The following is a 23,842-nucleotide window of genomic DNA, read 5'->3' as shown; positions in this document are numbered from 1 at the left end:
TTTTTCTTAATGTAGCGTGTATTAGCTCGTTTATACACCAAGTATAAGTAAACGTTGGCTACTAAATATTTTAGTAGCCTATTTTATTTTTAAGGCCCATGGAGGAAAACAATATAATGAAAGTCGTATTAACCCTTATACTGTTTCTCTCCTTATTAAGTAAACCGACGTTTTCTCAAAACATCAACACATTTAAAAATTTCACTGCAGACCATCCTCTTTCTTATCAAGCAGTACGAACCATTGCTCAAGATAAAGAGAGCTTTATCTGGTTTGGCTCGCAAGAAGGTGTTCATCGGTACGACGGTCATCAATTTTTAAGCTTTCACCATGATGCCAATGATCCAACCTCATTAAGCTCTGACGTTATTAGTCGAATTCTCATCGACAGCTCAAAGCAAATTTGGGTGGCAACCCGAGGTGGTGGGCTAAACTTATTTCGTGAAAACTCACAAGATTTCCAACGTATAACCTCGAAAACGTCACCGTTGAGTTTAACTAATGATAACGTCAATGCGTTGATTGAGGATAAGCTTGGCAACCTCTGGATTGGCACTGAAAATGGCGTGAACATCCTGTTTCGTGACGGAAATAATTGGCAAATAAAGCACATAGTACAAGAGTTAGGAAACCCTAACAGCTTGTCATACAACAGTGTTGAAACTATTCTACAAACAGCTAACGGACAAGTATGGGTGGGCACTGGTGGTGGTGGCATTTCGGTATTTGATCAACAAGGCAACTTCATTCAATCCGTTAACATCCGTAAAAAACAAAAACAGGGCTCTGCCGAAAAATTAATTAAAGTACTCTATCAAGATAATATGTCCAACATTTGGGTTGGCACCAGTGAAAGTGGCTTATTCAAATTTTCTTCTAAAGACAATAACGTGGTGCAATATCAGTTTGATGAATTTGATACAAACTCATTAATGAGCAACTCGATAGAGTCTATATACCAAGACTCTTCTGACCGAATTTGGGTGGCAAGCGATAAAGGGATTGCGATTTTTAATGAAGAATTAAACAACTTCAGTCGTATTAACCACTCGGTAACGAATCCACAAAGTTTAACCAATGACTTTGTATTAACCATATTTGAAGACAACAAAAATATGATCTGGATCGGCACGTTCTCTGGAGTAAGCAGGTGGGATCCTAACATGACTACTTTCAGACAATATAATGATCAAAACCACCCTAAAGTAGCACGTAGCTTAATCATGGATTTTGCTCAACTTGACAAAGATCATATTATTTTTAGTACCTATGCCAACGGGCTGTATGTGCTTACCATAGAAGACAATACTATCGCCCCATTCAAATTTAATATCTCCAATCAAAAGCTACGTTTTACCAGTTTGCTGGTAGATAACGACACGCTTTGGCTAGGCTCCAGATCGTCAGGGTTATTTGAAATTAATTTAGTTAATGGCAAATCAAAAAACTATCGTTTTGATAGCAGCAACCATCGTTCTATATCGGCCAACAGCATCACTGATATATTTAAAGACAGCAAAGCACGGCTTTGGGTATCAACCTATCATAAGGGCTTAAACAAATTAAATCGCAATGGTACTTTTGAACGCTTCGAGTCGAAAAAACCGCTTAGCCAAAACAGTCCAAGCACAAATCATATTTTACAAATCGCTGAAGATAAACAAGGCGATATTTGGCTAGCAACCTACGACGGAGGCATCAATAGGTTCAATCCGGATAGTAAAACATTCACTCACATTACTCATGACGAAAATATCAAGAACAGTTTAAGTAGTGATATTGCCTGGGTAATGCTTTTTGACCAAGCTAATAATTTATGGGTAGGTACTCAGGCGGCAGGTTTAAACTTGTTAAGCAATGATAATATCCTCGCAGAAAACTACTCGTTTCAATATTTTGATATTAAAAATGGTATGAAAGATCAAACCGTATATGGCTTTTCACAAGATTCAGCCGGGAATCTATGGTTTAGCTCTAATAAGGGTATATCCCGCTATTCCCTCAAACATAACAGCTTTAAGCACTTTGATACTCGTCATGGCCTGGTCGATTTAGAATACAATCATGGCGCAGTATTTAGCGGCTCTGATGACACTTTATATTTTGGTAGTGCTAAGGGCTTTACCAGTGTCGATCCAAAAAATATCCTAACGGAACAGCCTGCACCAGAAGTTAGGCTTACCAATATATTTAAATTAAATGAAGCGATGGAGTTTAAACAAGGGCTGTCTAACGTCAAGTCGTTAACATTTGACTATAGTGATCAACTAATTTCATTTGAATATGTGGGCTTAAACTATAGCGACCCTGAATCCACCCGCTACAAATACCGTCTACTTGGCTTTGATGATGAATGGATAGATGCAGGAAAGTTAAAGCGGGCAACGTATACCAACTTACCATCAGGAAATTACACCTTGCAGATTGTCGCAGGAAATAGTGACAATGTATGGAGTGATCCAGGTTACGCAATTGAAATTTCGGTAAATTCAGCGCCATGGAATACCTGGTGGGCTTATTTACTTTATGTGGTATTTATTGCCCTATCGGTATTAAGTTATACCCGTATTTTGAATAGAAAATTAGTTATTGAGCAACAACAGAAAATCTCGCTTAAAAAACAAGTTATTGAAAAAACTCAAGATTATGCTCAAAAAAATAGTGAACTCGAACAAGCAAACAATCAGTTAGAGAAAGCCGCAACTGTTGACAAGCTAACCGGTGTGAAAAGTCGCCGCTACCTTGATATTTATATTGAACAAACGAGTCAATTGATGAATCAAATTCATCAAAATATATTACCAGTGCAGCGCAGCATTTTACCTCGGTTATATCTATTGATGATTAGAATTGCAAACATTGAATCGGTGAAGAGCAGTCAACTCATTAACTTAACCGATTTATTGTTGTATAGCCGTAACCCTGATGATTTAGTGATCAGGTGGTCTGATGATACTTTTGCGATAATTGGTTATGAAAAAGACAACAATGCAGGAGAATTGGCCGCACGACTTGCCAATAGGTACGACAGTATTTTTGATGGGAAACAAGTGATTTCTCAGGCTTATTCTTTTTATCCATTTAACCGCGAACAACCTCTAGATTTATCATGGGATCAAGTTAGCGTTATGACAGAAATGGGACTGAATATTGTAAATACCAATGATTCAATAAACTGGCTAGGGTTGTGCAAGCCGAAAGTTCAACCTTTTGATTATTTAGAAGTAGTTAAAGACAGTAACTTTGCCGTTGTTAAACAACATGTTGTTTGTAAACAAGGTTAACCCTCTTCGTTTAACAAACCTGCTATGTTTATCCACATTTATTGCCATTAGAGCTATTTGACTGTTGGTATTGCTTTGGCGTGCAGTTAAATGACTCTTTAAAGCATCGGCCAAAATACGTTTGTGATGAAAAGCCAACATCGAGGGCAACAATACCTATTTGAGTGCCATTTTTTAACAGTTCTTGTGCTTTAGCCAACCTAAACTCTTTGATGAAATTGTTCGGAGTAGTACCTAACAGCACTTTAATTTTGCGTTGCAATTGTCGTTCACTCATCGCCAATTCATTGGCAAGTTGATCTATCCCCAAATCAATTTCCATGTACATTTTTGCGACTGTTGCTTCTAGTTTTTGTAAAAACACATCATCGACAGAGAGGTTTTCCTTGTCCTCTTCAGTCAACAAAGACACATTATGAACACTGTTTTCCTTACGCTTAGCAATTTGCTTTTGTTCGAACTTGTGCATATATGTTTGTTGCAGTTGCTTTCGGTTTTCAATTAAGTTGTCAATGCGCGTTAGTAGCTCTTGCTGATTAAACGGCTTACTCAAATATTCATCAGCTCGTAGATTTAAGCCTTGCAATCGACAGTCCAAATCAGAACGCGCGGTAAGTAATATCACTGGTATATGAGCCGTTAATTCATTGTCTTTAAGCTGTTTTAGTACTTCAAAGCCATCAATACCGGTAAGCATAATATCGCAAACTATAAGATCTGGGATGTACTCCTGTGCTAACGACAACCCCAACTCACCGCTTATCGCCAACATACAATGGTGCTGTTGTTCAATGACTTGCTTGATATGGCTTTGCATATCAACATTATCTTCAATTACTAATACCACTTGTTGTGAATGAGAAGAGTTCTGGTTTAGCGGATTATCTTGTTCGATTAATAACGAGCTGACCTCATTTTCAGAAACACTCAACGGGGTTTCCAATTCAACATCTTTTGCCGATGCCAATGGAATAGATAACGAAAACTTACTACCGTGATTATATTCACTGACTAAATTTATTCGCCACTGATGAGCTTTTACCAATTCATTGACTAACGACAAGCCAATACCTACACCAAATATCGATTGATTTTTTAAGTCATCTGCCCGTTGAAAACGTTCAAATATTTTACTTTGCGAAGCTGTGGTGATGCCAATGCCGTTATCAATAACATCCAAAATAATGGTGTCATCTTCACAGTAAGCGCTAACCTTAACACTGCCCCCCGGGGGCGTATATTTAATGGCATTGGCCAGCAAGTTAAACAATATTTTTTCAAATGCTTGCGCATCGCACTCAAGCCAAAGGTTATCAGGGATATCGAAACTAAAAGACAGCTGATTTTGTTTTGCTAAACGAGAAAAAGAATCGTTTGGCATTGCCATAATGGTGCTCAGTCGATACGTCGAAATCGATAATTTCGGATTATCTGCTAGCCGTGACAGTTCAAGTAATTGTTCTACCATGCGTACCAAGCGCAAACCATTACGTTTCGCTGTGGTTAATTCTTTGAATTCTTCCCCTGATTCGTTTTGTTTCAGATAGCGATCCAGAACACCATTGATAATGGTTAACGGTGTTCGAAATTCATGGGATATATTGGCGATAAATTTATCTTTTAATTCCAGCGCTTTCGCTTCAGCCAATTTCCGCGCAGTCAGATTAATAAATGTAAGAACAATCAAAGGTTGCTCTTCTCGCTCGGCCCACTGCAATTCTGCTTGCACAGGAAACTTTGTGCCATCCGCTCTGATCACTCTACATTCAACAGATATACCATCATCCTTACGTTGCAGCGCATAGACGTTACTTTGGAAATCAAAGAAATAATGCATTTGATCATCTTCACAAAATAAATGGCTAACCAATTCCCCTTCTAATTCATCTTCTAAACATTGCAGCATTTGTACTGCCGCGGGGTTCGCGGAAAGTATTTCTCCTGTCATTGTTGTGGTTAAAATAGCGTTATTTGAAACACTTACTATCGCTTTATCTTCGCTGTTGGTAAGTGAGTTATTTAATTGTTTATTTATTTTTAAGTAACTGGCTTTATCTATGTCTAGCTGATGAATTTGTTGCTTAAGCTTATTCATATAGCGACGTTTTTGCAGCGTGATAACCATAATTAACACTGACGCGGTTATTAACCAAAAAGCGATTACTACGGATTGTAAATACGACGTTGTGCTATACGGGAGTTGCAATTCCTGACCCAAAACGTGCATGAGTGCTAAACACAAAACTAACAATAAAATGTACAGCTCGGGGTTAGTGTGCTTTTTAATTGTTATAGCTGGTGTGGTGTTATTTAGAGTAACATTGGCCGCTAAAATCACCCCCAAATAAGGAATAAAATTAAGCACAGTTTCAAAGTAACCTAAGGCGGGCACCATCATATTGCTACTGGTAGTGTAAAGGTTAATTTTTGCCAGTAAAATAGCCAAAGCACTCATTGATAGCAAGCTGTATGTAGATAACCAGAACTTATGCCTACTTTTAATGGCGCAAACAACCAGCCGAGTAAATATCAATAACGTGATTACTATGTGAAAAAACATCGACGCTAAATAACTTTGTTCAACATCTCCGATGAACTCTGTTGGTAACAGCACAAAGTAACTAAAACACACCACGATGAAAAATACCGCAGGCACTCTACCGCTAATGTATTTATTCAGTGGGGTATCACTTAAGTGTGGGTTTGTTTCTATTGCTAAAATAATAAAAAAATAGCTGAAAAGTGAAAAGAAATTACTTAATAGGTGTGTGGTTACAAGATTTTCTTTGGTTATTAAAACCTGTGCAAACATTGCCCCAACCAAAGCCAAAGCAATAAACTTCCAAAAAAGCTTAAAAGAGCGTGAACTGGTTTTTAAATAACTGGCAACCACAGCACTAATACTAATTAACTGCATTATGAATAATGAAACCCAAGTTATAGTGTGTGCAGATACCGAAATTTGCGCAGCTAAATACGAATAAGGTAGAAAGCTTAAAATTATCGTCAGGTTTATGATTAAAAATTTAACGGAAGTGTGCAATATCAAAGTCCAGCTTAAGTATTATTTATATTTTTGCCCTTCAATAGGCGTTTATTATTCCTTTAGCCGGGTTGATTATATAGCAAGTTACATCTGATTAACATTTTTACAACAAACGCCTATTAATGAAAAGTGTCAACTTGAAAATCTAAGGGTTATTTCCCCTGTGAACAGCAACGTAGCATGATATACACAAGGCTTCATTCGCATTTAACGCCATTATAAAGATAATTATTGCTCTAATAGACAATATTTGTCATTGTAGGTATTCAATGAAATTTTCAATAAAAACAATAAATAAATATTCGTTCTAGATCGCCTTGATATAAATTGACGAATATAAGCGGGAACATTCATGATGACTAATAAGTTTAATAGCTTAAGAAGCAGAATATTTTTCTTTTTTATATTATTACTTATTGCCGTACAAACAGTTTCTTTTATCAGTTCGTTTTATTCTAATAAACGAAATGAACAACAGCAGTTAGCAGCTCATTTGTCCCAAGCGGAATCTCTATTAAAAGCCGAAATCAGTAATCGAAATTACTATTTAACTGCTTTTACTGAAATATCAGCAACAGATATTGCCTTAAGAAAAGAGTTCTTTGTTCAACATCCAAACTTTTCTATTGCGCTTAACAATCATCGTAAAAGAATTGATGCCGATATTGCCTTGGCAATAGATATTGACGGCATCATTTTAGGACAGTTGTTGATCAGAGATAGTAACAAAGACATAAAAAGGGTTTTTACCGGCAACCAAATCAATCAGCCATTTGAGCATACAGAATGGTTAACAGACCAGCCTAATAGTGTGTTCTATTCTAGTAATGATGAAATTTATCAGCTTATCCTTACGCCTGTGCTCGATAAACTGGAAGTTATCGGTCATATAGGACTTGGCTACTCGCTTAACAGTAAATTAGCGAATGAGCTTGCAAATGTAACATCGTTCAATGTTGGCTTTACCTTAGAAAACACCCAAAACTTTCATTGGATTTCTTTCAACAGTGCGATTGAAAACCATGCTGCGGTGAAAAATTCAGAATCGCCTTTATCACCGCATTATTTAGAAAGTGTTGTTGCTGAAAGTTATCCGTTAGGTACTGTTGGAAATTTCCAGCTCAGTGCGGCAATTTTTCAATTACATTCAAACCTTATTGCCGCAATAATACAAGATGGCTGGAATTTCCTAATATTAATATTTATCACACTGGCAGTGTCTTTGTTAGGAGCGTATTTTATTGCCAGCAGTGTTACTGAGCCAGTGAGGCGATTAGTTAAAATATCAAAAGCAATCGCTAAAGGTAATTACCAGCCAGATACTCATGTTGGTAACACACTCGAATTAAATCAGCTTGCAGAACAATTTGGAAAGATGATTGATGCGATTAAATCTCGCGAAAATGAAATAACCGAACAAGCGTTTTTAGATACGCTTACTGGCCTTCCGAATCGAAATCAATTTAACCGGGATATGCATGGATTATCAAAACCATTTTTATTGTGCCAGGTAAATGTACGACGTTTGTCTGAAATAAACGACACCTTAGGTCATGACGTTGGTGATGAAGTTATCCAAGAAATCGCTATTCGACTACAGAAATTAAAAAAACCTTTATTCCATACCTCTGGTAACGGTTTTCTAATACGCTTTGACGATGAAGCTGTTGAAAACATTAAAAACTGTATTCAGACAATTACCAGGGTTATTGAGCCAAGCTTTATCTATCAAAATATCACCATACATCTGCAAGTAAACATTGGCGTTACCGCAAGTGACGGTTGGTCGCAAACCAATCAATTATTGAAAGAAGTAGATGCCGCAATGCAAATTGCCAAGCGACAAAACTTATTATACCAATTGTATGATCGCCAAATAGATCTAAATACGCTAGACCGGCTACAACTCGTCAACCGATTAAAAGGCGCTATTGAGCATGACGAGTTTACGCTTTTCTACCAACCAAAATTAAATTTGAGTAATAATACTGTCGAGGAAGTTGAAGCTTTAGTTCGCTGGAATCACCCTGTAAATGGTTTAATAACACCTGAATCATTTATCCATATAGCGGATCAAACAGGTCAAATGCAGGCGTTAAGCCACTGGGTAGTGAATAAAGCCATAGAGCAATATTTCACTTGGCAAAAGCAAGGCCTTGATATAAAAATTGCCATTAATATTTCGCCTGAGAATTTACTCGATGATGACTTTTGTTATCAATTGATTGAAAAACTATGCGCTGATAAAAAGTTGCAGGATGCACTATGCCTTGAAATTACCGAAGATGCGTTTGTCGATCATAATTCTAAAGCGGTAGAGAATATAAAATTATTACGTAAAAATGGTATTTATTTATCTATTGATGACTACGGCACCGGTTACTCTTCTTTAGCTCAATTGAAAAACTTACCGGTACAAGAATTAAAGATTGATCGCTGTTTCATTCAACAGTTAATCCAACAACCTCAAGATAAACTTATTGTAAACTCAACAATTCAATTATCTCATCAACTAGGTTTATCTGTAGTCGCAGAAGGTGTTGAAGATCAGGAAACGTTAGACTGGCTAAGAGAGCATCATTGTGAGAAAGCTCAAGGCTATTTTATTAGCCGACCACTGCCTGCGGTGGAATTTACCCAATGGTTATCCAGTTCTAAATTCAGTCTACCTCAAATAACAGAGCAACCGTTAAAACTAGAACAACAAACGTTAGCTCAGATTAATGTTAAGCAGAGTTAATAGTTTCGAATACGTTTCACCACGATAACGACTTGGTGATTGGCAGTGCAACGTATTCGTGATTCGATACTAAGTAAGTTAACCTTATGTCTGGTCAGCCACCTTGGCGAAATCACCAGCTTTAAATACATTTAACTGTTGTGCCGCAATGTATTTAACAAATGCATCATTTACTTGCTCTAACGTTAACTTTTTAAGAGCAACGATTTGTTCATCATAAAATGATAGGTCTTGGTCAATTTTAGTTGCTTTAACCAACAAACTCGCAATTGTACTATTTGCTGCCCATTGTCGATTTCTATCACTAATATAACCTTCCACTGCTTGCTCTAGCTCTTCTGCAGTAAAACCATCATCAACAACCTTTTGTATTTCTTCTTTAAATGCAGCAATAACATTGTCCATATTTTCTGGTGCTGAAATAGCCATGCCCCAAAACATCCCTTGCTCATCTAACGTATTTGCCGAAATACCCGCGCCAACACTGTAGCTATACCCTTCTTTAACGCGAATGCGTGCACCAACACGTGAAGTAAATGCATCACCACCAAATATTTTACTTGCCATGGCTAAGGCTAAATAATCAGGGTGAGTAACTTTCATATTAATTGGGTTGATTAAATAAAGTGATGCATTGGCTTTATCAGGCGTTTCAGTGCTGACCACTAAGCCCTGCTCAGGTTTCATCGTTTTCGCCATGCGAACATACTCAGTATCATTAGAAAAGCTAACTAATGTAGCGTGCAATTGCTGAGAAATTTCTTTAGCGTTTACATCACCAACAACAGCGACATGACCATTGTTAATATTAGTAAAGCTTTTATATAAAGGCGCTAACTCAGAGCTACTAACCGCTTTAACATTGGCAATACGTTCATCCAGCGTGTAATAAGCCAATGGGTGCCCTTTCGGGTAATTATTCAATGATTTTTTGAAACTGTTAACCGCAATTGAGCTTGGATCATTACGTTGTTGCTCTATGTTTGCAATTGAACCTCGCTTCATTACTTCAAGTTCTTTTTCAGGGAAAGTAGGCGTGGCCATAATTTCACCAAAGAATTTAATCGTTTCATCCAAGTTTTCTTCATCGGTATTTATAGATACGTCTGTTGAGCCTGCAGATGTTGATACTGAGATTGAGCTTTTTAACTGATCAAGTTTATTAGCAATGTCTTCTTTTGAATATTTTTCGTTACCCTTTTGCACCATTGCGCCTATAAAACCGATGGCAGTTGCGTTTCCAGCAAGAGCATCAGCAGTACCACTTGGGAAATGCATTGAAATGATAACTTGCCCACCACGTAGCTTTTTAGGGTAAATACTTACTTCTGTGCCCTCTTGCCACTTAATCGTTTCTAAACGAGATTTAATATTAGGTACGGTGTTATCAAACACTTCACCGGCAGCAACCACTTCCTTGCCTTTATAATCTTTCAATAATTCAGTTAAATCTGGTGCTTGAGGTATTTCTGCACGCACAGGTTTTTCTGTTGGGATAAAACGACCTGTTGTGCGGTTACTTCGGATAAGATAAGCATCGGCGGCGGCTTGCACTTGCTCAAGTGTGGTTTCAGCAATTTGATCACGTGAATAAAACACATGACGATAATCGCCCATAGCAATATACTCAGATAAAGCCATTCCAACGCCGGTAACATTACGCATAGTTTGCTCAGCTTGACGAGCATTTTTTGCTTTCGCTAAATCAAGCTCTTCTTGAGTAATTGGGTTATCTTTTAAGCTTTCTGTAATTGCTAAAAGCTTAGTTTCTAATTCGTTAATATCTGAATCTTTATTACCTTCTACAAAGAACAGATACTGAGAGCTATCTTTCAAATTGAACATAAAGTTCATTGCACTTGTCGCTACACCTGTTTCTACAAGCGCTTTTTGTAATCGGCCTCGAGTGTTATCCCCTAAAATATCGGTTAACAAAGTGAGTGCTGCTGAATCTTGATGCAAACCACTTGGAGCATGATAAGACAAACCGACAATCGGTAAATCACCTACACGACGGATATTTACTGAACGTTCACCGTCTTGTGTTGGCTCAACCGTATACAAAGCTTGCATCGGTTGCTCAGGCTTTTGAATCGAACCAAACTTTTGCTCGATAAGTGCCATTGTTTTTTCTTTATCAAAACGACCGGCAATGGTTAATACCGCATTATCTGGGCGGTAATGCTTTTTGTAAAACTCACGTAATCGAGGAAATGGAAAGTTTTCAACATCAGAGCGGGCGCCAATGGTACTTTTTCCATAGTTGTGCCATAAAAATGCCATTGAAGACATACGGCCCATTAACATTCTAAATGGACTGGTTTCACCACGTTCCATTTCATTTCGTACAACAGTCATTTCACTTTTTAGCTGCTCTTCAGTAAACGTTGCATTGACCATTCGATCAGCTTCCATACCAATAGACCACTCGAGGCTGTCTTCATTGGCATCAAAGGTTTCGAAATAGTTTGTACGGTCTAACCAGGTCGACGCATTTTTTCCCATGCCACGCTTTTTAAACTCTTTATCAATATTTTGATAATTTGTTGAGCCTTTAAACAGCATATGTTCAAGTAAATGGGCCATACCGGTTTCACCATAATTTTCATGCAGAGAACCAACGCGGTAAGTAACATTAACTAATGTTTTAGGCTGTGAAGCATCAGGATAAAGTAAAACTTTCAAGCCATTTTCCAATGTGTATTCTTCAATGCCTTCAACAGTACGAACATAGGTTAACGGACTGCTTTGAACTTGCTCGTTCTGAGCGGTTGCGCTGGTTGTTGAATCAGCATTTGTTGCACACCCAGAAAGCCCAAGTGCAATAGATACAGAGAGACTAAGGAGAGTTGGTTTTAAAAATTTCATTATTTAACCTTCAAGTTTTTTAATTTGTTTTAGAAGACAGTAAGCGTATACAGAGCTTTTTGGAAAACAATGCTAATTAGCATAGTCTAAAATTGCTCGAACCATAGCGAATTTGAATAAAGCTGTATATCCAACAGACAATAATTTTCATTAATTATTTATCTAATTTTTATTTATTTGTAATTTAAACTAAAATCGCCATCCAAAACCATACTTAACTTCATGTTTATATTAAAAATAAGTTAACTAAAGCAAAAAAGACAATAATGGCCACAAGGTTCATGATTGCATAAAATATCGCCTTTCAAAGAGTGTTTAATTGTAACAATAGATGACGATGTTTATGCGATTAGCTGCTTTGTTCAATCTAATACATCAAGTCGGGCTTTAACTTTGCTCCCTGTAAACCATAAACGATATCTGAATGAGTAAAGTCGTCGATATTAGAAACTATGTGAACCACTCCCTGATTTAGATCAATATAGTATACGTTCTAAGATTTTAATATGACTTACAAAGCTTTATAGCTATTTCTCCTGATTCGTTAAGCTGATACAATTTAGCTCATTATTAATGGCTAACAAACTCTCATGACACTTATTGAAAAACTTCGATGCTTATTTACGTTCGGCCAAGGTGTTGCCTTACCGTTACCTCAAATACCAGAAAACAAGTCTCCATTTGAACTATTTGATCGTTGGATTGAAGATGCCAATAAATCAGGTATTTTATTACCTGAATCTATGTCGGTAAGTAGTTGTGATGAACATGGTCAGCCGTCGTCTAGAATGGTGTTGCTAAAATCTGTAGATGAGCAGGGGTTTGTGTTTTATACCAACTATGGCAGCCGTAAAAGCCAAGAACTGACCGATAATACTAAAGTAGCCCTCTTATTCCATTGGGGAGTTTTACAGCGCCAAATACGCATTGAGGGCGTTGTAGAAAGAGTCTCGGTAGAACAATCGGAACAATATTTCCACAGCAGAGATCGTGGCAGTCAAATTGGCGCTTGGGCATCAAAACAAAGTACAAAACTTAGTACGCCGACAGAGTTAATCGATCGAGACAAATACTATACGGAAAAATTTGCTGGCAAAGACGTGCCTTTACCGGATTTTTGGGGAGGCTACCGCGTAGTGCCACACTATATCGAATTTTGGCAAGGCAGAGCTAACCGCTTGCACGACAGAGTATGTTTTGAAAAGCATGAAAACAGTTGGGATATATTCAACTTACATCCTTAAATACTCGTAACGAATACATTTCATTTCGAATACGGCGCTTTGCGCCTTCGAATACATTTCATTCCGAATTACGAAGTAGCTATCGAAGCGTAGCGTATTCGTAGTACCGAAGGTACGTATTCGGAGTGCCGAAGGTGCGTATTCGGAGTACCGAAGGTGCGTATTCGGAGTACCGAAGGTACGTATTCGTAGTACCGCAGGTACGTATTCGTAGTACCGCAGGTACGTATTCGTAGTACCGCAGGTACGTATTCGTAACTAGTTGCCAATAAACCCCATATTATAATTAAGCTTTAAGTAGAACTGTCGATCGTTAGTGAAATCATGCGCGATGGTGTTATCTTTTTCACGTTCAAATTTTAACCCGGTAAGTAACGCCAAATTTTTAGTGATATAGCGAGTATGGGTAAATTCAATTTCAATCTCTCGCTCATATGAATTCTCTTCTCCTCGCCACCTATCAACATCTCTGTCAGTTTCATCCCATTTAACTAAGAATCGAAATACACGTTCGTCACTTCTACGATAATTGGCGGTAAATGTAGTGAAATTTTCTTGGTACAGTTCTTTGTTTTCAAAATCAAAGTTACGAAACGTATGTTGTAAGCTGAAATTAAAATCCCCTACTTGATAACGTACTCTAGGTTTAAACTCTTTCATTTTACCTAAAACAATATTGTCAGCATCAGCGATATCACCGTATCGTCCGTCCAAATTAAACGTCCAGTCTGTTATTGGAGAAGTTTCCAAATACCACTGAAAATAAGACTCATCAAATTTTGGCGCATTGCTGTTTAATTCAAGCGTGTTTTGCTGAATGCGATTTACCGCCTTTTGTTTAATTCTATAACCTGGGCGTAATACTGTTTGATATGATCCTCTAAACTCCCCCCAAATGTCATAACCAGTTTCAATTTTTTGACCCGACTGAGACTCTATATGTGTCGCGACTAGATAAATTCGGGCACGTGATTTCCCTTCATCGCCTCTAAATGTTTCAAAATACCAGTTACGGCCATACGCCACATTGTATAAGCGATAATCAGACTTCCTTAAAAACCCCAAATCGGCACGAAAGTCCTTACTGATATCAAAATAATTCCCCCAAAATAACGTATCAGGACCGGTATGTTTGTACTTTAATTGCACAGCATATCCTTCCATTTTCTCTTCAGGATTAACCCTTAATACTTCACTGGTCGTTGCACAGTCGCCTAACTCGCAATTATCCTCAGGGTCAACATCGAGACAGCCATCTTCTTCACAGATATTTTCAGCAAACTCCACTGGATACTCAGTTGATGATAACGCCACTTGATAACGAAGCTTATCGTCAATACCTAAATTTAACAGCCCGTCATGAGCAACAACCCCATTTTCATAGTCATCGGCTGTTCTTATGGTTGTTAAGAAGCCGTATGCACTTCCTCCCGCGGCACTTACGTACCTACCAGCCATAGATTGACTTTCCAAGGTATCTAACTCAACGGTGTCGCTACCGAGGTTATCTGGAATAATAACCTCTGTTTCTTCATCACTGGCCCAAAACACCCCCGAGGCAAACTCTTTAGTTTCATGGGATACACTCAAACCTAGGTCAGGGTCAATAATGTTTCGGGTATAAACCAATGACATCAAGGTAGAATATAAATCCATTCCCTCTTGAAAAAACCGTCGTTTTTCTGGCTTAAATACATTGAAAGGATTATTAATACTATCGCGTGCGATATCTGCTTCCACATCAGTGAAATTTGGGTTTATTGTCCCGGCGATAATAGTCGAATTATCAATGGTCAGGGTCAGATCCATACCTGCATCAAACTCTTCAATTTCATCTCTTTGCTCAAAGGGTTCTTGATAATCTCGCTTTTCACTTGAATGATAAATAGCGTATGGGTATATCTCAAGGTTCCTTGATGCGTTTTCAAATTGCATCTCCCCTCCTTGCGTTGAACCAATTTGTTGTCCTGAAATTGGATTAGGAGGATAAATGATATAAATCCCGCCCATGGTTCTATCTATTTTCCTTGGGTACGATCGCTTAAGTATCAAAGCCCACATATTACGCTCTTCACCTTCAGCTTTTGGTGAACGTAAAGAATCAATTGGAATTGCTATTTCTACCAGATATCCAGAGTCTGTGATTTTTGCAGCGGCTTCCCATTCTGTATCCCAGTCGTATATATAACGATCACTCACGGTGTTTTGTAATACATCTGATTTAGAGCCACTAGGGTTGACCCTAAATTCATATTTCTTGCGTAGGTTTCCAGTAGGGTCAATAACTACAGAAACGTAATCATCATCTTTAACACCATCTTCATCACGCACGGCAGTCCTAAGTTGAGAAACATCAGGATCGTAGGCATTAAAGGCAAAATATACATGAGTTTTGGTTACACCAATTAATGCATCCGTATCGACAATGGATTTAGCAAACCGGGTTGGGTACATTTCAAGGTCTATAGCTAAAATGCTCGAAGAAGCCCAGAACTTATCGGTTAAATCACCATCAATTACAGGCGGCGTGTCAAGTACTTCCAACTCGAGCTTTTCGATGTCTTCAAGAGAAAATGTGGCTGCTGCTGCATTATCGACTTCAGCAAGATCCTTTTCAGGCTCTTCATCAAGATCTATAGCAATTGCTGAAAATGCACAAAAATAAAGGAAAAATAAGGATAAAACGAAAAGGTTTCTCATAGGCTAACCAAGAACTCTCTAAAATTTAATAAATTGTTTTTATTAACAATAATGATAGCTGCTTTGGTAGTTTTTGTTATATTTTTTATCGATTTAGGCGATATTTTTAAAATTTAGAAATAAAAAAACCAGTCTATAAAGACTGGTTTTTTAAATAGATAAAAGCTTAGATTAAACTTTCTTCTTACGCTCTGCGGTATCGCGAATGTAAGAAGCCCAAGCGCGTGCTGCTTTCTTGGTTTTAGGATCTTCTTGTGCTTTTTTAATTGCTCTAGTCGCTTGTGTATATTTCTCTTGGTAGAAGTAAGCTTCTGCCAAAGTCATCCATACACGACCCGGGTTTTCAATACCTAAATCAATCGCTTTTTGTAATGCTACAGTAGCAGCATCATATTGCTCAGACTGTTGTAACAACATGCCTTGACGACGGTAATGTTTCGGGTTGTTCGATAGTTTAGCCGTTTCACCAAAGTATTTAGCTGCAGTCTTTACTTCTTGCGAAGCATGGAACGCATTAGCCATGGTGTAAAGGTTAGTATCGGTACGGGCAATTAAACCACTATCAATGTACTTTTCAAGTAACTTAGCAGACCTATAAGGAACATCATTTGTCGCGTATAAGTTAGCAAGAGTTTTAATTTCTGTCTCTTTAGTCAGATAACCCTGCTGATATGCTAAGTCTAACGTGTAAAGCGCCTTGGTATAATCTTCTACTAACATGTAGAACATACCAAGTTGAGTCCACCATTGCTTATTCTCTGGGAATAACTGCAATACTTCTTCAAGTACTTTAACTGAGTTTTTGTACTGTTTACGCTCATAGTAAGACGTTAACTTCAAAATGTAAGGATTTTGATTCGGCTTTTCAAATAAAGCAATAGCTCTATCTGCTGGCGCGATCATTTTATCCAATTCCTTAAGTTCATAATGAGCTTGAGCAATTTTTACATAAGTGTTTGAGTCTTCTTTACACGTATCGTCCATCCAGAATTGATAGTTCTTCAACGCATTTCTGTATTGCTTTTCTTGCATTTGCAAGTCAGCTAATAACTTAATCGTATCTGCATGCTCTTTTTCGTTAAGAACTTTATTCTTAACTGAACTTTCAAGATACGGTAATGCCTTTTTAGAACTGTCGCCGCCTTTGGTTGCATACATGTTCGCAATAAAGCGATCAACGTATGCACGATCGTATTCTTTGCTGGTTTCAATCTCTAATAAGATTGTAATAGCATCATCAATACGATCTTCCGAATAGGCTTCAAAAGCTTTACCAACTTTTTTACCTACACTTGGACCTACAATTTTAGTACGAGCTTTCTTCTTACCTACTTCCTTTGGACAAGCCGCTGCGTAAGCATTGGCTGTCATAGGAATAGTAGCAGTAGCTACAAATGCGACCATTACTGAAGAGGTGATAAGTTTTTTCAACATTACTGTGCTCCTCCTTCTTGGTTCATCTTAAAGTCTAACTGTACGGTCATGCCAGGTTGCATAATTGGCTTACCATCAACTATTTTAGGCTTGTATTTCCATTTACGAAGCGCACGTTTGGCTTCTTTATCGAAAACACGTTTTGGTTGAGCTTTAATAACTTTTACGTCTTCAACTCCACCTAAAGTATTGATTGTAAAGCTAAGTTGTACCCAACCTTCTTTACCGTCTCGTGCTGCTTGTATTGGGTATTTAGGTTCGATACGAACGATTGGTGTAGCTTCACCATCTCGTCCAAAACCGGCACCTGGTGCATCCATACCTGCTGACGCCCCTGATAACTGAACACCTGGTACGTTAAACGTCATACCTGCGTTGTCGTTACTCATTTCCGGCTCAGGCGCTTGTGGCTTAGGCGGAGTTTTAGGTGGCGGCGGTGGCGGTGGCGGCACACGTCTACGCTGTTGAACATTTGATTTAGGCGGTGTTGAAACGATGTCAATAATAACGCTATCAGCAGTATTATCGTTACGTTTCGAGCCACCTGAAATCAAGAATGCCATAAAGACAAACAAGAAAAATGTTACAGCAACGCCCAATAGTATTGATACTAAAAAGCGAACCATAATTAATTACCCGACGCTGCAGCAATAGAAATCTTATCGATCCCTGCATCCTTAATTGCATCCATAACTTTAACAACTATGCCATGTTCCGCTTTTTTGTCAGCTTGGATAATTACGATGTCAGTTGGTTGTTCAGCAAGTAGTTTTTCGATGTTTGCAGAAACACGCTCTACATCAACTACACGTTTGTCCATCCAAATTTCACCATTTTCACGAACTGCAATAAAGATGTTCGCTGAAGGTTTTTTACTAGCATTAGCCGCTTTCGGCTTTTGCACATCTATACCAGCTTCTTTTACGAATGAAGTGGTTACGATGAAGAAGATAAGCATGATAAACACGATATCTAGCATCGGTGTCATATCAATCGTAGCTTCTTCGTCTTCACGTTTTATTTTACGAGCCATTAGAAAATCTCTCTAGTGATGAGGTAAGCTATCAATTAGCTTAGCCTTCGCCATTTTAACTTTTGCGTCTAATCTAGAGCTAAAAAATACTCCAGATAATGCTGCAACCATACCTGCCATTGTAGGAATTGTTGCCATTGAGATACCCGATGCCATTAAGCGTGGGTTACCTGTGCCTTGTGTAGCCATTGTTTCAAATACTGCAATCATACCGGTTACAGTACCTAATAGGCCAATAAGAGGACACATAGCTACCAATGTTTTAATGGTTATCATGCGCGCGTCTAATACTTCTGTCGTTTCAGAAATCCATGTATCTCTAATTCTGTGAGCATACCATGAAGTAGTGTCGGTTCTTGCGTCCCAATTAGCGATAACATTTCGCTTAATTTTAGGGTATGTCGCTGATAAGAACCAAAACTTCTCAATCATTAATATCCACATTAAGAAGACTGCCATGGCAACGAAGTATAATACTCCACCACCAGTGGCTATAAATTCCCTGACAGATTCCCAAAGCTCTATCAGGTAAATCATTACTGTTTCTCCTTCTCGGCGATTTCAGCAACAATACCTGCGCTTTGCTCGTCAAGAATGTGGAAGATTGATTTACCGCGACCTGCTACAACTGAATGTACTAGGATTAATGGTAATGCAGCGATTAGACCTTGTGCTGTTGTTACAAGTGCCATAGAGATATCGCCAGCCATGATTTTAGGGTCACCAGTACCGTAAAGTGTAATTGATTGGAAAGTACCGATCATACCAACAACTGTACCTAATAGACCTAATAGTGGAGCGATAGCCGCTAAAATCTTGATGATATTAATACCACGTTCAATTTTTGGCGTTTCACGTAAAATAGCTTCATCAAGTTTAAGTTCAAGCGTTTCAGCATCAACATTCTTGTTATCTTGATAAACCTGTAACAAACGACCTAGTGGGTTGTTTGCATTAGGAGTAGTACGGTTCTTAAGTTGTGCTGCAATTTTGCCACCAACTAAGAATAAGAATACTAAACGTTCGATAGCAATTAATAGACCGAAAGCAAGAACACCAGCGATTACATAACCAACTGTACCACCTTGGTGGAAACGTTCTTCTAAAGTCGCTTTTTGCGTTTCTAGGTTTAAGATTGTGCCTTTAGATGGATCAAGGAACAATGGTGCGTAACCAGAAGTCATTGCGATGAACGGTGAAACCGTACCAACAATGCTACCGTCAGGTTGCTTACCTAGAGGTTGAATTTGACCTTGCTCATCGTTGTAGTTTAAGTAACCTTGCTCAGAAACTAGGTTAAACGAACCAATACGAGTAATTTGTTGAGAAGATTTAGAACCGTCTAATTGAGTAACTTCAGCTTCGAAAGAAGTGATTTTACCTGATTCAGTCATCTCTGTTTGCATTGCAAACCAAAGTTCTTCTAATTCAGAAAGAACTGGGATTTCTTTAGCGTTAGCTAGTTTATCAAGAGTTGCTTCACGACCTGGGTACTGTGCACTTACAATTGAAGTAGCGATTGTACCGTAAGCATTACCAGATGCACGACGAACAACACCAAACATTTCGCCTAAATCGCCTTTAGCTGCTTCTAGCTCGGCTTCTTTAGTTGTTAGCATTCTTTCGTTGTCAGCAAACGCTTTAGTTAAACGAGCGTTACGAGCTTGTTCAGCTGCACGTTCAGCTTGTGCTTTCTTTAAAAGAGCTTGTTTATCAGCGCGTGCTGCTAAAAACTCTTGTTCACGTTTTTTGTCAAGTTTAGCAACTGATACACGATCAGCTTTAACTTGCTTTAATAAGTCGTCTAATTGGTTAGCTGCAGCATTTGTAGAAATACCAGCTGTTAACATTAGAGTTGCAGCTACTGCTGCCGTTTTAATAAATTTATTCATTATTCACCAGCCCCCGCTGCATATACAGGTAACTTGATTAGATCTGGAGCAGTTTGCTTACGTGCCATACGTACGGCTTTAGTAATTGGGTTTAGGTATTCATCACCAAGCGCTAACCATGAGCGAGTGCTGTTATCCCAAATCCAAGCATTTTTTAAATCAAGAGATTGCGCTACTAACACGGTACGACCCATGTGTACGAAATCAACAGTAATTTTTTGGCCTTCAAACTCAAGTTCACCTTGGTAAGCACCAAACATAGAACCGTATGAAGTTTCAATGTCGTAAGCTTCAAGTACAAGACGGAATTGCTCAGCTACTGAGATACCTTGACGAGACATGATGTCGTTAAGTTGGTCTAAACGCTTGTTACGATCAACTAAGTTTACAGGAATATCTGCGGCAACAAATTGCTCTAAAGAAGCAATCATTTTGTACATTAATGGAACAACGCCCATTTTAGTCTCTGCGATAGTACCAATTTGACGTACTAAAGAATCAATACCTTTTTGTTGGTCGTTAACTAAACGTTGAACATGATCGTTATAAACTTTCAAGTTTTCAGTTTCGTCAACAACAGTACGGTATTCAGCAAGTAATTCTTGTGATTGCTCGTAGATGTTATTGATTTTTTGTTGTGATTTAACAGAAGCTTTAACTGTTGCTGCTTCACTCTTGTGTAATTCTTTAAGGCTATTAGCGTTAGCTACATTGCTACCTACTAATGCCATAGCCCCGATAATCGACGTTGCGATAAGGCTTTTCTTGCTTATTTTGGACATAGTTCCCAACCAATTGCTATTTAACTTTTATTCCAACAAAATCCATTAAATTAGATTTAAGGACCCAAACATAAATTAATGTTCAGTGCTTTTAAGTTGTTCTTCTTAGAAACACAATCTTGTTAACCTTTCGGTAACATTAATAACCTTTGAAGTTATCAAAATTGTTCTTTCTAATCTGTTCTTCATATGAGAACAGCACTATATAAGACAATAGCTAAACGCTAAAGTCAAACATTTTGCTCAAATCGAATAAAAACAGCACGAAAAACACACAATAAGTATGGTTTTTCCACTAATTTACCCAACCGAACAACTCAATTGCATTCAGATTACATTTTCACTGACCCCTTAAGGATAGTCAATCAGAAAAATTTCATCCATTTGTAACAGGTAAAATTAACTTTGTGTAACGAATATTAGAGAGATAGATATTGTTTCTTATTGACCTAAACCAGTAGCTTATATTAAATTTAACATTACTAAGGTACGTTTTTATTATTTTAAACTTACCTAAATTTATTATTAAGTAGAAGTTATGCCTCCCTCACCTCAACAAACCACACAATACATAGTTAAGCTAATTAATGAGCAGCAATTTCAACAGGCAAATTCATTGCTCAGCCCGTTAATCAAGTCAAACGTAAATAACGTGCAGCTCTGGCATTTACAATCAATAATATTTCATGGCCTGGCGCGGCATAAAGATTGTGAAAAGGCGTTAACTAAAGCGTTAGCGATAAACCCTAATTACATTCCTTCACTTAATAATTTAGCCACCTTATATAAGCAGCAACACAAAGTTGACGCTGCAATTAAGGTTTATAAGAAAATATTAACCACCGCACCAAATGACATCAATACGTTATTTAATGTAGGCGTTCTACTAAATGGCCAGTCTCAATTCGAGCAAGCTAAAAACGTATTAGCGAAAGCGCTAACGCTAAATAGCAAAGACGTTAATATTTTAATTGCCCTTGGTCAGTCCAACCTGCACTTAGACAACTTTGACGATGCAAAGACTCATTTTCAATCGGCGTTAAATCTTCAAAGCAACAACATTGCGGCATTAAATAATTTAGGCCTTGTATTAAAAAAACAATGCTTATTCAAAGACGCTATTTCGACATTCAGAAAAGCATTAACGTTTGCGCCGGCTAAACCTGAATTGCTGAAAAACTTAGCAAGCTGTTACACCCTTACCGGTGAAATTTCGAAGAGTAAACAGCTATATCAACAAATAATAGAGCAATCTCCTTTAGACTTGGATGCTCACCATTGGTTAAATCAAATGCTGTGGGAGCACCAAGATGAATCGTTCTTACACTCTTATCATCTCGCGTTAAAAACCAATCAAGGAAATCCTAATTTGCAGTTGGCGTTAGCCCACAAACTGCGTCAATCAGGAGAAGACAGTAAAGCAAAGGATATACTCGAAGGTATTTTAAAAGCGAATAAAAAGCACGTACCTAGTTTATTGGAAGTTGCCGATATATACCGACAAGATGGTGATTTTGAGCAATCATTAAAATGTTTGACTCTGGCTAATAAGCAAGAGAACTCAAACCCAGAAGTGAAGCAGGAATTAGCCAAGAGTTTTATCAGTATTAACCAGCCTAAAAGTGCACTATCTTTACTGAATAAACTGTTAAAACAAGAGCCGTATCATCAAGGCTACTGGGCTTATAAAACTACAGCACTGAGACTCCAAAATAGTGCAGAGTATGACTATTTATGTGATTACGACAAGTTCATACTTAAGGCGTTTATCGATATACCTAAGGGCTATAGCGATCTTAATGTATTTAATCAGGAGCTAAGTGAAGCGCTAAAAACGATTCACTATGGTAAGTCTCACCCACTCGATCAAACGTTAATTAGTGGCAGCCAAACGGGTGAAAAATTGTTTGATTACCACTTACCGATCATTAATGAGATAAAACAAAGCTTACAGCAACAAACAAAAGAGTTTTTGGCGCAACTGCCAAAAGACCCGAAACATCCTATGCTATCAAGAAACACGCTTAACTTTGTTGAAACAGATTCTTGGTCTGTGATCTTGAATAACAGCGGTTTTCATAAAAATCATTACCACCCGGCAGGTTGGTACAGCAGCTGTTACTATGTGAAGGTACCCAGCTTGGTCAGCAGCACTAACACGAAACAGGGATGGATTAACTTTGGCCAACCTGGTTTTAACCATCAAAGCCAACTAAGCGCTGAAATTAGTGTACAACCGAAAGAAGGGCTTATTGTACAATTTCCATCTTATTTCTGGCATGGCACAAACCCGTTTAGCAGCGAAGAAAAGCGAATAACAACGCCATATGACATTTTACCAATATAACCATTAAATAACTAAATTGTACTGAAATCCAAACTGTATTATTTAGTTACATTTTAGTTACAGTTTAATTGCGTTATTTGTGGATCTCACCAACGAGGCAACCTATTATGTTTTCGTTCAAAATTTAAAACTTGCTAAAAATAAGGATAATTATGAAAGTTAAAACATTAGCAATTGCAGCAATCACCGTCTCTTTAATAACCGCCTGTGCTGGTACTCCAGAAGGTGGCAGCAAAACGGCTGCAAATCAGAAAGGAAAAATTTGTAAGTATGAGAAAACTACCGGTTCTCATATCGGCACCAAAATTTGTCGTACTCCAGAGCAAATTCAAAGAGAAAAAGAAAATGCCCAACAGGCAATGAAAACTCTAACTCGCGGTCAAACTAAATCTGGCCAGTAATAGTTTTAAAAACTAGTACACTTATACCAAAATTGATTAAGAAGTGACCTTCTTAATCAATTTTTTTATTT

The 23,842-nt window shown here is 37.9% G+C and carries 14 protein-coding genes; 5 read left to right on the top strand and 9 right to left on the bottom strand.

Going from position 1 to position 23,842, the window contains the following annotated elements; genetic code table 11:
• Positions 1-116 precede the first annotated feature (116 nt).
• A complete protein-coding gene (locus RI845_RS05970) occupies positions 117-3,284 on the top strand; it encodes a ligand-binding sensor domain-containing protein (RefSeq protein ID WP_348388834.1) in 3,168 nt (1,055 codons plus the stop codon).
• Positions 3,285-3,312: 28 nt separating this feature from the next.
• Here the strand turns inward: RI845_RS05970 and RI845_RS05965 are convergent, their stop codons facing one another.
• Positions 3,313-6,201: an ATP-binding protein gene (locus tag RI845_RS05965; RefSeq protein ID WP_348388833.1), complete on the bottom strand. Its 2,889-nt coding sequence runs from the start codon at positions 6,199-6,201 to the stop codon at positions 3,313-3,315.
• 481 nt (positions 6,202-6,682) lie between these two features.
• Between RI845_RS05965 and RI845_RS05960 the strand changes: the two genes are divergently transcribed.
• Positions 6,683-9,070, top strand: coding sequence for a bifunctional diguanylate cyclase/phosphodiesterase (locus RI845_RS05960; RefSeq protein ID WP_348388832.1), 2,388 nt, complete (start codon positions 6,683-6,685; stop codon positions 9,068-9,070).
• 84 nt (positions 9,071-9,154) lie between these two features.
• Here RI845_RS05960 and RI845_RS05955 read toward each other — a convergent pair whose 3' ends face one another.
• Positions 9,155-11,938, bottom strand: a complete 2,784-nt coding sequence (locus RI845_RS05955; protein ID WP_348388831.1) for a M16 family metallopeptidase — start codon at positions 11,936-11,938, stop codon at positions 9,155-9,157.
• Between the two features lie 590 nt (positions 11,939-12,528).
• Here RI845_RS05955 and pdxH point away from each other — a divergent pair.
• Positions 12,529-13,182, top strand: coding sequence for a pyridoxamine 5'-phosphate oxidase (gene pdxH / locus RI845_RS05950; RefSeq protein ID WP_348388830.1), 654 nt, complete (start codon positions 12,529-12,531; stop codon positions 13,180-13,182).
• Positions 13,183-13,440: 258 nt separating this feature from the next.
• Here the strand turns inward: pdxH and RI845_RS05945 are convergent, their stop codons facing one another.
• The 7 genes from RI845_RS05945 to RI845_RS05915 form a co-directional block, all read right to left on the bottom strand.
• Positions 13,441-15,882 (bottom strand): sugar-binding protein, encoded by a 2,442-nt coding sequence (locus tag RI845_RS05945; protein WP_348388829.1) that lies wholly within the window; start codon positions 15,880-15,882, stop codon positions 13,441-13,443.
• A gap of 171 nt (positions 15,883-16,053) precedes the next feature.
• The gene (locus RI845_RS05940) at positions 16,054-17,316 is read right to left on the bottom strand and encodes a tetratricopeptide repeat protein (protein ID WP_348388828.1); all 1,263 of its coding nucleotides are present in this window, start codon (positions 17,314-17,316) and stop codon (positions 16,054-16,056) included.
• Complete coding sequence (locus tag RI845_RS05935; protein WP_348388827.1) at positions 17,316-17,942, bottom strand: energy transducer TonB; 627 nt, start codon at positions 17,940-17,942, stop codon at positions 17,316-17,318. Before RI845_RS05935 ends, RI845_RS05940 begins: the two co-directional genes overlap by 1 nt.
• Positions 17,943-17,944: 2 nt before the next feature.
• Positions 17,945-18,349, bottom strand: coding sequence for an ExbD/TolR family protein (locus tag RI845_RS05930; protein WP_348388826.1), 405 nt, complete (start codon positions 18,347-18,349; stop codon positions 17,945-17,947).
• A 12-nt stretch (positions 18,350-18,361) separates the two neighbouring features.
• Positions 18,362-18,886 (bottom strand): MotA/TolQ/ExbB proton channel family protein, encoded by a 525-nt coding sequence (locus RI845_RS05925; protein ID WP_348388825.1) that lies wholly within the window; start codon positions 18,884-18,886, stop codon positions 18,362-18,364.
• On the bottom strand, positions 18,886-20,241 hold the full coding sequence (locus tag RI845_RS05920; RefSeq protein ID WP_348388824.1) for a MotA/TolQ/ExbB proton channel family protein: 1,356 nt from the start codon (positions 20,239-20,241) through the stop codon (positions 18,886-18,888). Before RI845_RS05920 ends, RI845_RS05925 begins: the two co-directional genes overlap by 1 nt.
• A complete protein-coding gene (locus RI845_RS05915; protein WP_348389509.1) occupies positions 20,241-21,014 on the bottom strand; it encodes a DUF3450 domain-containing protein in 774 nt (257 codons plus the stop codon). Before RI845_RS05915 ends, RI845_RS05920 begins: the two co-directional genes overlap by 1 nt.
• A gap of 547 nt (positions 21,015-21,561) precedes the next feature.
• Here RI845_RS05915 and RI845_RS05910 point away from each other — a divergent pair.
• The gene (locus RI845_RS05910) at positions 21,562-23,370 is read left to right on the top strand and encodes a tetratricopeptide repeat protein (RefSeq protein ID WP_348388823.1); all 1,809 of its coding nucleotides are present in this window, start codon (positions 21,562-21,564) and stop codon (positions 23,368-23,370) included.
• A 152-nt stretch (positions 23,371-23,522) separates the two neighbouring features.
• Positions 23,523-23,771 carry a hypothetical protein gene (locus RI845_RS05905; protein WP_348388822.1) on the top strand — a complete coding sequence of 83 codons (249 nt, stop codon included), beginning with the start codon at positions 23,523-23,525 and terminating at the stop codon, positions 23,769-23,771.
• The last annotated feature ends 71 nt before the right edge of the window (positions 23,772-23,842 follow it).

The organism is Thalassotalea nanhaiensis, assembly GCF_031583575.1.
In the GTDB taxonomy this organism is placed as follows: Bacteria; Pseudomonadota; Gammaproteobacteria; order Enterobacterales; family Alteromonadaceae; genus Thalassotalea_A; species Thalassotalea_A nanhaiensis.
The sequence above is the reverse complement of the archived record's forward strand: the minus strand, read 5'-3'. Positions and strand labels throughout refer to the sequence as shown.